Source organism: Pseudomonas sp. CFBP 13727 (genome assembly GCF_014841915.1).
Taxonomy (GTDB): Bacteria; Pseudomonadota; Gammaproteobacteria; order Pseudomonadales; family Pseudomonadaceae; genus Aquipseudomonas; species Aquipseudomonas baltica.
The window spans coordinates 291,226-305,646 of the sequence record NZ_JACYUT010000004.1; the positions used below are offsets into that span (position 1 = coordinate 291,226).

At 63.7% G+C, this 14,421-nt stretch carries 8 protein-coding genes; 7 read left to right on the top strand and 1 reads right to left on the bottom strand.

Translation table 11 applies throughout. The features are described 5' to 3' along the window. Positions 1–238: 238 nt before the first annotated feature. Both gltB and IFT76_RS14640 read left to right on the top strand, forming a co-directional pair. The gene (gene gltB / locus IFT76_RS14635; protein ID WP_185794942.1) at positions 239–4,687 is read left to right on the top strand and encodes a glutamate synthase large subunit; all 4,449 of its coding nucleotides are present in this window, start codon (positions 239–241) and stop codon (positions 4,685–4,687) included. 33 nt (positions 4,688–4,720) lie between these two features. Next, positions 4,721–6,139 (top strand): FAD-dependent oxidoreductase, encoded by a 1,419-nt coding sequence (locus IFT76_RS14640; protein ID WP_192059005.1) that lies wholly within the window; start codon positions 4,721–4,723, stop codon positions 6,137–6,139. A 177-nt stretch (positions 6,140–6,316) separates the two neighbouring features. Here IFT76_RS14640 and IFT76_RS14645 read toward each other — a convergent pair whose 3' ends face one another. After that, the gene (locus tag IFT76_RS14645; RefSeq protein ID WP_122480438.1) at positions 6,317–7,357 is read right to left on the bottom strand and encodes a threonine aldolase family protein; all 1,041 of its coding nucleotides are present in this window, start codon (positions 7,355–7,357) and stop codon (positions 6,317–6,319) included. Positions 7,358–7,568: 211 nt separating this feature from the next. On the opposite strand from IFT76_RS14645, the gene IFT76_RS14650 reads away from it, so the two are divergent. The 5 genes from IFT76_RS14650 to IFT76_RS14670 all read left to right on the top strand — a co-directional run bounded on the left by IFT76_RS14650 (position 7,569) and on the right by IFT76_RS14670 (position 14,316). Further along, positions 7,569–8,279, top strand: coding sequence for a TraX family protein (locus IFT76_RS14650; protein ID WP_192059007.1), 711 nt, complete (start codon positions 7,569–7,571; stop codon positions 8,277–8,279). A 161-nt stretch (positions 8,280–8,440) separates the two neighbouring features. Beyond that, positions 8,441–9,694 (top strand): serine hydroxymethyltransferase, encoded by a 1,254-nt coding sequence (gene glyA / locus IFT76_RS14655; RefSeq protein ID WP_122480436.1) that lies wholly within the window; start codon positions 8,441–8,443, stop codon positions 9,692–9,694. Between the two features lie 16 nt (positions 9,695–9,710). After that, positions 9,711–10,961: a sarcosine oxidase subunit beta family protein gene (locus IFT76_RS14660; protein ID WP_122480435.1), complete on the top strand. Its 1,251-nt coding sequence runs from the start codon at positions 9,711–9,713 to the stop codon at positions 10,959–10,961. Positions 10,962–10,975: 14 nt separating this feature from the next. Beyond that, positions 10,976–11,302: a sarcosine oxidase subunit delta gene (locus IFT76_RS14665; RefSeq protein WP_122480434.1), complete on the top strand. Its 327-nt coding sequence runs from the start codon at positions 10,976–10,978 to the stop codon at positions 11,300–11,302. Continuing rightward, a complete protein-coding gene (locus IFT76_RS14670) occupies positions 11,299–14,316 on the top strand; it encodes a sarcosine oxidase subunit alpha (RefSeq protein ID WP_122480433.1) in 3,018 nt (1,005 codons plus the stop codon). The genes IFT76_RS14665 and IFT76_RS14670 overlap by 4 nt, the downstream gene beginning before the upstream one ends. Positions 14,317–14,421: the final 105 nt, after the last annotated feature.

A 14,421-nucleotide genomic window follows, 5' to 3' on the forward strand; every position in this document is an offset into this window, starting at 1 on the left:
CAGGCTGCGGGATTCAGAATCCAGCTCAAGTCGCTATCACAATAGCCTGCTGGAAACGTTCACATTTGCGACAAATGAGTTATTGATTTCGTCGCTGAATTTGTGACCACCCGTAGCGCTGTGTACAATGACCTCCCTTTTGCCCCCGCAAAGCCGGCGAACGTTCGGCGCGTGTGGTAACTAGTTGAATCGAAAAGAAATTGCCTCGAACAAGAGGCAGCCTGGTGAGAATGTGTCTATGAAAACAGGTCTGTATCGTCCGGATGAATTCAAGGATAACTGCGGTTTTGGCCTGATTGCCCATATGTCGGGTGAGCCCAGCCATAACCTGTTGCAAACGGCCATCGAGGCCCTGACCTGCATGACCCACCGCGGTGGGATCAACGCCGATGGCAAGACCGGCGACGGGTGCGGCTTGCTGATCCAGAAGCCCGACCTGTTTCTGCGTGCCATCGCCCAACAGCACTTCGGCAACGAACTGCCCAAGCAATATGCCGTGGGCATGGTCTTCTTCAATCAAGACCCGGTACGCGCCCAAGCGGCCCGCGAAAACATGAACCGCGAAATCGAGGCTGCCGGCCTGCAGTTGGTCGGCTGGCGCGACGTACCGATCGACACCAGCGTGCTGGGCCGCCTGGCCCTTGAGCGCCTGCCAAAAATCCAGCAAGTGTTCGTCGGGGGCGAAGGCCTGAGCGATCAGCAGTTCGCGATCAAGTTGTTCAGTGCCCGCCGCCGGTCCTCCGTGGCCAATGCCGCCGACACCGATCACTACATCTGCAGTTTTTCGCACAAGACCATCATCTACAAAGGCCTGATGATGCCGGCCGATCTCACGGCCTTCTATCCAGACCTGTCCGACGAGCGTCTGCAGACCGCCATCTGCGTGTTCCACCAGCGCTTCTCCACCAATACCCTGCCGAAATGGCCGCTGGCCCAGCCATTCCGCTTTCTCGCCCACAACGGCGAGATCAACACCATCACCGGCAACCGCAACTGGGCGCTGGCCCGTCGCGCCAAGTTCGCCAACGATCTGATCCCGGATTTGGAAGAGCTCGGCCCGCTGGTCAACCGCGTGGGTTCCGACTCTTCGAGCATGGACAACATGCTCGAACTGATGGTCACCGGTGGTATCGATCTGTTCCGTGGCGTGCGCATGCTGATTCCGCCGGCCTGGCAGAACGTCGAGACCATGGACCCGGACCTGCGGGCGTTCTACGAATACAACTCGATGCACATGGAGCCCTGGGATGGGCCGGCCGGCGTGGTCATGACCGACGGCCGCCATGCCGTGTGCCTGCTCGACCGCAACGGCCTGCGTCCGGCGCGCTGGGTCACCACCAAGAATGGCTACATCACCCTGGCCTCGGAAATCGGCGTGTGGAACTACCAGCCCGAGGACGTCATCGCCAAGGGGCGTGTGGGCCCGGGCCAGATCCTGGCCGTCGACACCGAAACCGGCCAGGTGCTGCACACCGATGACATCGACAACCGCCTGAAGTCGCGCCACCCTTACAAGCAGTGGCTGCGCAAGAGTGCGCTGCGTATCCAGTCGACCATGGAAGACAACGACCACGGTTCGGCCTTCTACAGCAGCGACCAGCTCAAGCAGTACATGAAGATGTACCAGGTGACCTTCGAAGAGCGCGACCAGGTGTTGCGCCCACTGGGTGAACAAGGCCAGGAAGCCGTGGGTTCGATGGGCGACGACACGCCGATGGCCGTGCTGTCGCGTCGCGTGCGCACGCCTTACGACTATTTCCGCCAGCAGTTCGCGCAGGTGACCAACCCGCCGATCGACCCGCTGCGCGAAGCGATCGTGATGTCCCTGGAAATCTGCCTGGGTGCCGAGCGCAACATCTTCCAGGAATCCCCGGAGCATGCTTCGCGGGTGATCCTCAGCTCGCCGGTCATCTCGCCCGCCAAGTGGCGCTCGCTGATGAACCTGGATCGGCCGGGCTTCGATCGGCAGGTCATCGAACTGAACTACGATGAAGCCATGGGCCTTGAAGCCGCCGTGCGCAACATCGCCGATCAGGCCGAAGAAGCGGTGCGCGCCGGACGTACCTTGCTGGTGCTCAGTGACCGCAACATCGCTGCGGGCAAGCTGCCGGTGCATGCGTCGCTGGCCACCGGTGCGGTGCACCATCGCCTGACCGAGAAGGGCCTGCGCTGCGACAGCAACATCCTCGTGGAAACCGCTACCGCCCGCGATCCGCATCACTTCGCCGTGCTGATCGGCTTTGGCGCTTCGGCGGTCTATCCGTTCCTGGCCTATGAAGTGCTGGGCGACCTGATCCGTACCGGTGAAGTGTTGGGCGACCTCTACGAGGTGTTCAAGAACTACCGCAAGGGCATCACCAAGGGTTTGCTCAAGATTCTCTCGAAGATGGGCATCTCCACCGTGGCGTCGTACCGCGGCGCCCAGCTGTTCGAGGCCATCGGTCTGTCCGAGGAAGTCTGCGAGCTGAGCTTCCGTGGTGTGCCGAGTCGCATCAAGGGCGCGCGCTTCGTCGACCTGGAAGCCGAGCAGAAAGCCCTTGCCGCCGAGGCCTGGAGCCCGCGCAAGCCGATCCAGCAAGGCGGTCTGCTGAAGTTCGTGTACGGCGGCGAGTACCACGCCTACAACCCGGACGTGGTCAACACCCTGCAGGCCGCCGTGCAGCAGGGCGACTACAGCAAGTTCAAGGAATACACCGCGATCGTCGACAACCGTCCGGTGTCGATGATCCGCGACCTGCTCAAGGTCAAGACGCTCGACGAGCCGCTGGGCATGGACCAGATCGAACCGCTGGAAGCGATTCTCAAGCGTTTCGACTCGGCGGGCATTTCCCTGGGTGCATTGTCGCCCGAAGCCCACGAAGCGCTGGCCGAGGCAATGAACCGCCTGGGTGCGCGTTCCAACTCCGGTGAAGGCGGCGAAGACCCTTCGCGCTACGGCACCGTGCGCAGTTCGAAGATCAAGCAGATCGCAACCGGCCGCTTCGGTGTCACTCCCGAATACCTGGTCAACGCCGAAGTGCTGCAGATCAAGGTGGCCCAGGGCGCCAAGCCCGGCGAGGGCGGCCAGCTGCCCGGCGGCAAGGTCAACGGCCTGATCGCCAAGCTGCGCTATGCCGTGCCTGGCGTGACGCTGATCTCGCCGCCGCCGCACCACGACATCTACTCCATCGAGGACTTGTCGCAGCTGATCTTCGACCTCAAGCAGGTCAACCCGGCCGCGCTGGTGTCGGTCAAACTGGTGGCCGAGGCAGGTGTGGGCACCATCGCCGCCGGCGTGGCCAAGGCCTATGCCGACCTGATCACCATTTCCGGCTACGACGGTGGCACCGGTGCATCGCCGCTGAGCTCGATCAAGTATGCCGGTGCACCGTGGGAACTGGGCCTGGCCGAAACCCACCAGACCCTGCGCGGCAACGACCTGCGCGGCAAGGTGCGGGTACAGACCGACGGCGGCCTGAAGACCGGCCTGGACGTGATCAAGGCGGCGATCCTGGGTGCCGAGAGCTTCGGCTTCGGCACCGCGCCAATGATTGCCCTGGGCTGCAAATACCTGCGCATCTGCCACCTGAACAACTGCGCCACCGGCGTGGCCACGCAGAACGAGAAGCTGCGCAAGGATCACTACATCGGCACGGTCGACATGGTGATCAACTTCTTCACCTACGTGGCCGAGGAAACCCGTGAGTGGCTGGCCAAGCTGGGCGTACGCAGCCTGGGCGAGCTGATCGGGCGCACCGATCTGCTGGAAATGCTGCCGGGTGAAACCGCCAAGCAGCAGCACCTGGACCTGACCCCTTTGTTGGGCAGCGACCATATTCCAGCCGACAAGCCGCAGTTCTGCCAGGTGGAGCGCAACCCGCCGTTCGACAAGGGCCTGCTGGCCGAGAAGATGGTGGAAATGGCCTTGCCGGCGATTCAGGGCAAGACCGGTGGCGAATACGCGATGGACATCTGCAACTGCGACCGCTCCATCGGCGCGCGCATCTCCGGGGAAATCGCCAAGCTGCATGGCAACCAGGGCATGAACGCCAATCCGCTGACCTTCCGTTTCAAGGGCACTGCGGGCCAGAGCTTCGGCGTCTGGAATGCCGGTGGCTTGAACATGTACCTGGAGGGTGATGCCAACGACTACGTCGGCAAGGGCATGACCGCTGGCAAGCTGGTGATCGTGCCGCCCAAGGGCAGCCCGTTCAAGACCCAGGACAGTGCCATCATCGGCAATACCTGTCTGTACGGCGCCACCGGTGGCAAGCTGTTCGCCGCCGGTACCGCAGGCGAGCGTTTCGCGGTGCGCAACTCCGGTGCCCACACGGTCGTGGAAGGCACGGGTGATCACTGCTGCGAATACATGACCGGCGGTTTCGTCTGCGTGCTCGGCAAGACCGGCTACAACTTCGGCTCGGGCATGACCGGCGGTTTCGCCTACGTGCTCGACCAGGACAACAGCTTCGTCGACCGGGTCAACCACGAGCTGGTGGAAATCCAGCGCATCAGTGGCGAAGCCATGGAGGCCTACCGTACTCACCTGGAGCGCGTGCTGGCCGAATACGTCGCCGAAACCGACAGCGAATGGGGCCGCAACCTTTGGGAAAACCTGGACGACTATCTGCGTCGCTTCTGGTTGGTCAAGCCCAAGGCCGCCAACCTGAAATCGCTGCTGTCCAGCACCCGTGCCAACCCGCAGTGATATGCGCCTGAACAGTTTGATGAGGTTTTAACAATGGCTGAACGTCTGAGTAATGACTTCCAGTTCATCGAGGTCGGGCGCAAAGATCCGAAGAAGAAACTGTTGCGTCAACGCAAGAAAGAGTTCGTGGAGATCTACGAGCCCTTCAAACCCGCGCAGTCGGCCGATCAGGCCCACCGCTGCCTGGGCTGTGGCAACCCGTACTGCGAGTGGAAGTGCCCGGTGCACAACTTCATTCCCAACTGGTTGAAACTGGTGGCCGAGGGCAACATCCTCGCCGCCGCCGAGCTGTCGCACCAGACCAACACCCTGCCCGAAGTGTGCGGCCGGGTGTGCCCGCAGGATCGTCTGTGCGAGGGTGCCTGCACCCTCAATGACGGCTTCGGCGCGGTGACCATCGGTTCGGTGGAGAAGTACATCACCGACACCGCGTTCGCCATGGGCTGGCGCCCGGACATGTCCAAGGTCAAGCCGACCGGCAAGCGCGTCGCCATCATCGGCGCCGGCCCGGCCGGTCTGGGCTGCGCCGATGTGCTGGTGCGCGGTGGCGTGACCCCGGTGGTGTTCGACAAGAACCCGGAAATCGGTGGCCTGCTGACCTTCGGTATCCCCGAGTTCAAGCTGGAGAAGAGCGTGTTGAGCAATCGACGCGAAGTCTTCACCGGCATGGGCATCGAATTCCGCCTGAACACCGAGGTGGGCAAGGACATCAGCGTCGAGCAGTTGCTGCAGGAATACGATGCGGTGTTCATGGGCATGGGTACCTACACCTACATGAAGGGCGGCTTCCCCGGTGAAGACCTGCCTGGCGTGCATGACGCCCTGGATTTCCTGATCGCCAACGTCAACCGCAACCTGGGCTTTGAAAAGTCGCCGGAAGATTTCGTCGACATGAAGGGCAAGAAGGTCGTGGTGCTGGGCGGCGGCGATACGGCCATGGACTGCAACCGTACCTCCATTCGCCAGGGTGCCAAGGCGGTGACCTGTGCCTATCGGCGTGACGAGGCGAACATGCCGGGCTCGCGCAAAGAGGTGAAGAACGCCAAGGAAGAGGGGGTCAGATTCCTCTACAACCGCCAGCCGATCGCCATCGTCGGTGAAGACAAGGTCGAAGGGGTGAAGGTGGTCGAAACCCGTCTGGGCGAACCCGATGCCCGTGGCCGTCGCAGTCCCGAGCCGATTCCGGGTTCCGAGGAGATCATCCCGGCCGATGCCGTGGTCATCGCCTTCGGTTTCCGCCCAAGCCCGGCGGCGTGGTTCCAGGACCACAGCATCCAGACCGACAGCCAGGGCCGCGTGGTGGCGCCGGAGCAAGGTCAGTTCAAGCACCAGACCAGCAACCCGAAGATCTTCGCCGGCGGCGACATGGTCCGCGGTTCGGACCTGGTGGTGACCGCCATCTTCGAAGGCCGCAACGCTGCCGAAGGGATCCTGGATTACCTGGAAGTCTGAGTCAGACTGGGCGGTGGTGAGCTAGGAGCGGTCATCGGCCGCGAAAAGCGCACCGCGGGGTGTTCAGCCATACCGCAGCGCACCCTTCGCGGCCGATGACCGCTCCTACGGTGGAACTGCGGTGGCATGAGCGAGATGTAGGAGCGGTCCGTGGCCGCGAACGGGACGACCCGGTGCTCAGGCGGCCATTACGGCCTGAATGTCGCGGGCCAGCTCGCGCACGCGGGCTTCCTCGGTGTCCCATGAGCACATGAAGCGAGCGCCGCCGCTGCCGATGAAGGTGTAGAAGCGCCAGCCCTTGGCGCGCAGGGCTTCCAGGGCCGGTTCCGGCATCTGCAGAAACACCCCGTTGGCCTCTACTGGAAACATCAACTCCACCCCCGGTATACCCTCGACCAACGCCTTGAGCAGTTGCGCGCAATGGTTGGCGTGTCCGGCATGCTTGAGCCAGGCATCGTTCTCCAGCAACCCTACCCAAGGCGCCGACAGGAAACGCATCTTCGACGCCAGCTGCCCCGCCTGCTTGCAGCGATAGTCGAAATCTTCGGCCAGCCGGTGGTTGAAGAACAGAATGGCCTCGCCCACGGCCATGCCGTTCTTGGTGCCGCCGAAGCACAACACATCCACTCCCGCTTTCCAGGTCAGCTCGGCCGGTGTACAGCCCAGAAACGCACAGGCGTTGGCAAAGCGCGCGCCGTCCATGTGCAGGTTCAGGTTCAGTTCCTTGCAGGTGGCGCTGATGGCCTTGAGTTCTTCGGGGCGGTACACGCTGCCCACTTCGGTGGCCTGGGTCAGGGTGACCACGCGAGGCTTGGGGTAGTGGATGTCCTGGCGCTTGAGCGCGACTTCGCGAATGGCCTGAGGGGTCAGCTTGCCCAGCTCGGTGCGCGCTGTCAGCAGTTTGGAACCGTTGGAGAAGAATTCCGGGGCACCGCACTCATCGGTTTCGACGTGCGCGGTTTCCGAGCAGATGACGCTGTGGTAGCTCTGGCACAGCGACGACAGGGCCAGGGAGTTGGCCGCAGTGCCGTTGAAGGCGAAAAACACTTCACAGTCGGTTTCGAACAGGCGGCGGAATTCATCGGCGGCGCGTGCGGTCCATTGATCGTCGCCATAGGCGCGCTGATGGCCCTGGTTGGCCTGCTCCATGGCCGCCCAGGCCTCGGAGCAGATGCCCGAATAATTGTCGCTGGCGAACTGTTGGGTTTGGTCGTTCATGGGCGGGTCCTTGGTGTTAGGTATGGGGGCACTGTAAACCAACTGTGAAAGATGTGTCGTCTAGGCGGGCCTCTTCGCGGCCACTGGCCGCTCCTACGGGAAACGTGTCGTCCATGCGGACAGCTCCTGCGCTGTGTGAGGCTCGCGTGGAAGCGGTCTGTCGCCGCGAAGAGGCCGGTATGACAACCCAAAAACTGGAGCTTTTTCTCGGATGACCCGAAATCATGCACTGGATCTGCTCAAATGGCTGGCCATGCTGTGCATGGTCCTCGACCACCTGCGCTATGTCGGCTGGTCGCTGGACTTCCTCTACGTGCCGGGCCGCCTGGCTTTCCCCTGGTTCTGCCTGGCGATTGCCGCCAACCTGACGCGCCGCCCTGAGGCTCCCCTGGGCGGCCGCTACCTGGCCTGGTTGCTGAGCTTCGCCGCTCTGTCTGAAATTCCCTACCGCCTGTTCGTCTACCCGGCCGACACTCTCAACGTGCTGCCCACCCTCGCTCTGGGCTTGATCGTGGCCAAGGCCTGGCAGCAACGCCGACAACCCGCCATGGCCGCACTTGGCTGCGCGGTGGGTGCCGTGGCGGCGTTGTTCGACCACCAGCTGATGTTCGGTCTGGCGGGCGTGCTGCTGCCATTGGGGTTTGTCCTGGCCTGGCAGCGCCCGCTGTACTGGGCGTTGCCCCTGGGCGTGCTGTGCCTGGCCGCCAACGCCTGGGCCAACCTGTTCGAATCCGCGCGGCACTTCTACTGGCCGGCAATCGGCGGCATCGTTGCCTGTCTGCTGGCACCAGGGCTGGGCCTGCTGGTGCTGCGCGTCGGGATACACCAGGCAGTTGTCCCCATGCGCCGTTGGGCGTACGCCATCTACCCCCTGCATTTCCTCGCCCTGCTGGGCCTGCGCCTGCTGTTGCGGGCACTCTGACGCTGGCCTGATCGCGCCATGTCGTAAACGAACCTCTGCAAGGCGCGCGCAGGCATTTGGTCGGATCGCGCCGGCCCTACCATCGCAATCAAGGGAGGCAGCCGTTGCCGGTCGCCTTCGTCCAACATGCCAGGCGCCACGCCGCCGCTGGGGAGACCGCGATGTTCAGCAAACAAGATCAGATCCAAGGTTATGACGACGTCCTGCTGGCTGCCATGAACGCCGAGGACCAGCGTCAGGAAGACCACATCGAACTGATCGCCTCGGAAAACTACACCAGCAAGCGCGTGATGGAAGCCCAGGGCAGCGGCCTCACCAACAAGTACGCCGAAGGCTATCCGGGCAAGCGCTACTACGGTGGCTGCGAGCACGTGGACAAGGTCGAGCAACTGGCCATCGATCGCGCCAAGCAACTGTTCGGTGCCGACTATGCCAACGTCCAGCCGCACTCGGGTTCCCAGGCCAACGCCGCGGTCTACCTGGCACTGTTGCAGGCCGGCGATACGGTCTTGGGCATGAGCCTGGCCCATGGCGGTCACCTGACCCACGGTGCCAAGGTCAGCTTCTCCGGCAAGCTCTACAACGCCGTGCAGTACGGCATCGACACCGACACCGGCCTGATCGACTACGACGAAGTCGAGCGCCTGGCGGTCGAGCACCAGCCGAAGATGATCATTGCAGGCTTTTCGGCCTACTCCAAGACCCTCGACTTCCCTCGCTTCCGTGAAATCGCCGACAAGGTCGGAGCCTACCTGTTCGTCGACATGGCCCACGTCGCCGGGCTGGTTGCCGCTGGCCTGTACCCCAACCCGATCCCGTTCGCCGACGTGGTCACCACCACCACCCACAAGACCCTGCGCGGTCCGCGTGGCGGGCTGATCCTGGCCCGTGCCAACGAAGCCCTGGAAAAGAAATTCAACGCCGCGGTATTCCCCGGCGGCCAGGGCGGCCCGCTGATGCATGTGATCGCTGCCAAGGCGGTGTGCTTCAAGGAAGCGCTGGAGCCCGAGTTCAAGACCTACCAGCAGCAGGTCATCGACAACGCCCAGGCCATGGCCGGCGTGTTCATCGAGCGTGGCTTCGACGTGGTGTCCGGCGGTACCGACAACCACCTGTTCCTGGTCAGCCTGATTCGCCAGGGCCTCACCGGCAAAGACGCCGACGCCGCCCTGGGCCGTGCGCACATCACCGTGAACAAGAACGCCGTGCCGAATGACCCGCAGTCACCGTTCGTGACCTCGGGCCTGCGCATCGGTACCCCAGCGGTCACCAGCCGTGGTTTCAAAGTGGCCCAGTGCCTTGATCTGGCCGGCTGGATCTGCGACATCCTCGACAATTTGGGCGATGCCGACGTCGAGGCCAACGTGGCCCGTCACGTGACGGCCCTGTGCAGCGACTTCCCGGTCTACCGCTGAGAGTGGAGTGAACACCATGCAACGTTATTCTGGCTTCGGCCTTTTCAAGCACTCGCTCAGCCACCACGAAAACTGGCAGCGCATGTGGCGCACACCGACCCCCAAGAAGGTCTACGACGTCGTCATCGTCGGCGGCGGCGGGCACGGCCTGGCGACCGCCTATTACCTGGCCAAGGTCCACGGCATCACCAATGTGGCCGTGGTCGAGAAGGGCTGGCTGGGCGGCGGCAATACCGCGCGCAACACCACCATCGTGCGCTCCAACTACCTGTGGGATGAGTCGGCCCACCTGTACGAACATGCCATGAAACTGTGGGAAGGCTTGTCCCAGGACATCAACTACAACGTGATGTTTTCCCAGCGCGGCGTGTACAACCTGTGCCACACCCTGCAGGACATGCGCGACTCCGAACGCCGCGTCAGCGCCAACCGCCTCAACGGCGTGGACGGCGAGCTGTTGAACAACAAGCAGGTGGCCGAAGAGATCCCCTACCTGGACTGCACCAAGAACACCCGTTACCCGATCATCGGCGCCACCGTCCAGCGCCGTGGCGGCGTGGCCCGTCACGACGCCGTGGCCTGGGGCTATGCCCGTGCCGCCGATGCCCTGGGCGTGGACCTGATCCAGCAGACCGAAGTGACCGGCTTTCGCAAGGAAAACGGCGTGTGCATCGGTGTCGAAACCAACAAGGGTTTCATCGGTGCCAAGCGCGTCGGTGTGGTTACCGCCGGCAACTCCGGGCACATGGCCAAGCTGGCCGGTTTCCGCCTGCCGGTCGAATCCCATCCGCTGCAGGCGCTGGTGTCCGAGCCGATCAAGCCCATCATCGACAGCGTGATCATGTCCAACGCCGTCCACGGTTACATCAGCCAGTCGGACAAGGGCGACCTGGTGATCGGTGCCGGTATCGACAGCTGGGTCGGCTACGGCCAGCGCGGTTCGTACCCGATCATCGAACACACCCTGCAGGCCATCGTCGAAATGTTCCCGGTGCTCTCGCGGGTGCGCATGAACCGCCAGTGGGGCGGCATCGTCGACACCACGCCGGACGCCTGCCCGATCATCTCCAAGACCCCGGTGCCGAACATGTTCTTCAATTGCGGCTGGGGCACCGGTGGCTTCAAGGCCACGCCGGGCTCGGGCCATGTGTTCGCGGCCAGCCTGGCCACGGGCGAGATGCACCCGCTGGCCAAGCCGTTTTCCATCGAGCGCTTCCACAACGGCGCGTTGATCGACGAACACGGCGCCGCCGCCGTCGCCCACTGACAGGAGAAACCACCATGCTCAACATCTTCTGTCCACACTGTGGCGAGCTGCGCAGCGAAGAAGAATTCCACTGCTCGGGCCAGGCGCACATTGCCCGCCCGCTCGACCCGGGTGCGTGCACCGACGCGCAATGGGGCGAGTACATGTTCTTCCGCAACAACCCGCGCGGCCTGCAGCACGAGCTGTGGATCCATGCCGCCGGTTGCCGCCAGTATTTCAATGCGACCCGCAACACGGTGACCTACGAGATCCTGGAAACCTATCGCATCGGCAGCCAGCCGCAGTTCGTCGAAAAGACCATTGATGAGGCGCCGCAGATCGCCTCGGGAGACAAGCCATGAGCCAGGTCAATCGCCTCTCCACCGGCGGACGTCTGGAGCGCAGCAAGAAGCTGACCTTCACCTTCAATGGCACGACCTACATCGGCTATGAAGGCGACACCCTGGCCTCGGCCCTGCTGGCCAATGGCGTCGACGTGATCGGCCGCAGCTTCAAGTATTCGCGTCCGCGCGGCATCGTCGCAGCCGGTGCCGAGGAGCCCAACGCGGTGCTGCAGATCGGCGCCACCGAAGCCACTCAGATCCCCAACGTGCGGGCGACCCAGCAGGCGCTGTACCAGGGCCTGGTTGCCACCAGCACCAACGGCTGGCCGAACGTTAATACCGACATGATGGGTATCCTCGGCAAGGTCGGTGGCAAGCTGATGCCGCCGGGGTTCTACTACAAGACCTTCATGTACCCGCAGTCCTTCTGGATGACCTACGAGAAGTACATCCGCAAGGCTGCCGGCCTGGGTCGCTCGCCGACCGAGGTGGACCCGGATTCCTACGACTACATGAGCCGCACCTGCGACGTGCTGGTGGTCGGCGCCGGCCCTGCCGGCCTGGCCGCTGCCCTGGCCGCCGCGCGCAGTGGCGCCCGGGTGATCCTGGCCGACGAGCAGGAAGAGTTCGGCGGCTCGCTGCTCGACACCCGTGAAAGCCTCGATGGCAAGCCTGCCGGCGAATGGGTCGCCGCAGTGATCAGCGAGCTTGCAGGCATGCCTGAAGTGGTGCTGTTGCCCCGCGCCACGGTCAACGGCTACCACGACCATAATTTCCTGACCATTCACCAGCGCCTCACCGATCACCTTGGCGACCGTGCGCCGATGGGCCAGGTCCGCCAACGCATGCACCGGGTTCGCGCCGGGCGCGTGGTGCTGGCAACCGGTACCCACGAGCGGCCACTGGTGTACGGCAACAACGACGTGCCGGGCAACATGCTGGCCGGCGCCATCTCCACCTATGTACGTCGATACGGCGTGGCACCGGGCAAGAAACTGGTGCTGTCGACCAACAACGACCACGCCTACCGCGTAGCCCTGGACTGGCACGACGCCGGCCTCAAGGTGGTCGCCGTGGCCGATGCCCGCCACAACCCGCGCGGCGCGCTGGTCGAGGAAGCACGGGCCAAGGGTATTCGCATCCTCACCGCGAGCGCGGTGATCGAAGCTCGCGGCAGCAAGCATGTCACCGCTGCCCGCGTCGCTGCCATCGATGTCAAGGCGCACAGGGTAGTCAGCCCCGGCGAATGGCTCGATTGCGACCTGGTCGGCAGCTCGGGCGGTTACAGCCCGGTGGTGCACCTGGCCTCGCACCTGGGCGGCAAGCCCGTCTGGCGTGAAGACATCCTCGGCTTCGTGCCGGGCGAAGCACCGCAGAAACGCCTGTGCGTGGGCGGCGTGAACGGCGTGTATGCCTTGGCCGATGCCATGGCCGACGGTTTCGAAGGCGGTGCCCGAGCGGCCTCGGAAACAGGCTTCGGCGTCGTCGAAGGGACCTTGCCCAATGTCTTGACCCGCGTCGAAGAGCCGACCCTGGCGCTGTTCCAGGTGCCCCACGACAAAGACACGGCGCGCGCGCCGAAGCAATTCGTCGACCTGCAGAACGACGTCACTGCGGCCGCCATCGAACTGGCTACCCGCGAGGGTTTCGAGTCGGTCGAGCACGTCAAGCGCTACACCGCGCTGGGGTTCGGCACCGATCAGGGCAAGCTGGGCAACGTCAACGGCCTGGCTATCGCCGCCCGCTCGTTGAACGTCACCATTCCGGAAATGGGCACGACCATGTTCCGCCCCAACTACACGCCGATCACCTTCGGTGCGGTGGCCGGGCGTCACTGTGGCCACCTGTTCGAGCCGGTGCGTTTCACCGCGCTGCATGCCTGGCATGTGAAGAACGGTGCCGAGTTCGAAGACGTCGGCCAATGGAAGCGCCCCTGGTACTTCCCCAAGCGTGGCGAGGACATCCATGCTGCCGTCGCCCGCGAGTGCAAGGCGGTGCGCGACAGCGTCGGTCTGCTGGACGCCTCGACCCTGGGCAAGATCGACATCCAGGGCCCGGACGCACGCGAATTCCTCAACCGCATCTACACCAACGCCTGGACCAAGCTGGACGTGGGCAAGGCGCGCTACGGCCTGATGTGCAAGGAAGACGGGATGGTCTTCGACGACGGTGTCACCGCTTGTCTGGCCGACAACCACTTCCTGATGACCACCACCACCGGCGGTGCCGCGCGGGTCCTGCAATGGCTGGAAATCTACCAGCAGACCGAATGGCCAGACCTGAAGGTGTACTTCACTTCGGTCACCGACCATTGGGCGACCCTGACCCTGTCCGGCCCCAACAGCCGCAAGCTGCTGAGTGAAGTGACCGACATCGACCTGGACAAGGACGCTTTCGGCTTCATGACCTGGAAAGAAGGGCAGGTGGGGGGTGTGCCGGCGCGCGTGTTCCGCATCTCCTTCACCGGCGAGCTGTCGTACGAGGTCAACGTCCAGGCCGACTACGCCATGGGCGTGCTGGAGAAGATCATCGAGGCCGGCAAGCAGTACAACCTGACCCCCTACGGCACAGAAACCATGCACGTGCTGCGTGCCGAAAAGGGCTTCATCATCGTCGGCCAGGACACCGACGGGTCGATGACCCCCGACGACCTGAACATGGGCTGGTGTGTCGGGCGGACCAAGCCCTTCTCGTGGATCGGCTGGCGCGGCATGAACCGCGAAGACACCGTGCGCCACGAGCGCAAACAGCTGGTCGGCCTCAAGCCGGTCGATCCGAACAAGTGGTTGCCCGAGGGTGCCCAGCTGGTGTTCGACCCCAAGCAGGCGATCCCCATGAGCATGGTCGGCCACGTAACGTCGAGCTATGCCAGCAACTCGCTGGGTTATTCGTTCGCGATGGGTGTGGTCAAGGGCGGTCTCAAGCGCATGGGCGAACGGGTGTTCTCGCCGCAGGCCGATGGCAGCGTGATCGAAGCCGAAATCGTCTCCTCGGTGTTCTTCGATCCGAAGGGCGAGCGGCAGAACATCTAGCACAAGGCGCCTGTAGGAGCGGCCAGTGGCCGCGAAAGGCACGCTGCGGCGTGCTAGGCCTACCGCAGCAAGCCCTTCGCGGCCGATGACCGCTCCTGCGGGAGC

Coding starts and splice junctions, on each gene's coding strand:
- gltB (WP_185794942.1), top strand. CDS start 239: ATGAAAACAGGTCTGTATCGTCCGGATGAATTCAAGGATAACTGCGGT.
- IFT76_RS14640 (WP_192059005.1), top strand. CDS start 4,721: ATGGCTGAACGTCTGAGTAATGACTTCCAGTTCATCGAGGTCGGGCGC.
- IFT76_RS14645 (WP_122480438.1), bottom strand. CDS start 7,357: ATGAACGACCAAACCCAACAGTTCGCCAGCGACAATTATTCGGGCATC.
- IFT76_RS14650 (WP_192059007.1), top strand. CDS start 7,569: ATGACCCGAAATCATGCACTGGATCTGCTCAAATGGCTGGCCATGCTG.
- glyA (WP_122480436.1), top strand. CDS start 8,441: ATGTTCAGCAAACAAGATCAGATCCAAGGTTATGACGACGTCCTGCTG.
- IFT76_RS14660 (WP_122480435.1), top strand. CDS start 9,711: ATGCAACGTTATTCTGGCTTCGGCCTTTTCAAGCACTCGCTCAGCCAC.
- IFT76_RS14665 (WP_122480434.1), top strand. CDS start 10,976: ATGCTCAACATCTTCTGTCCACACTGTGGCGAGCTGCGCAGCGAAGAA.
- IFT76_RS14670 (WP_122480433.1), top strand. CDS start 11,299: ATGAGCCAGGTCAATCGCCTCTCCACCGGCGGACGTCTGGAGCGCAGC.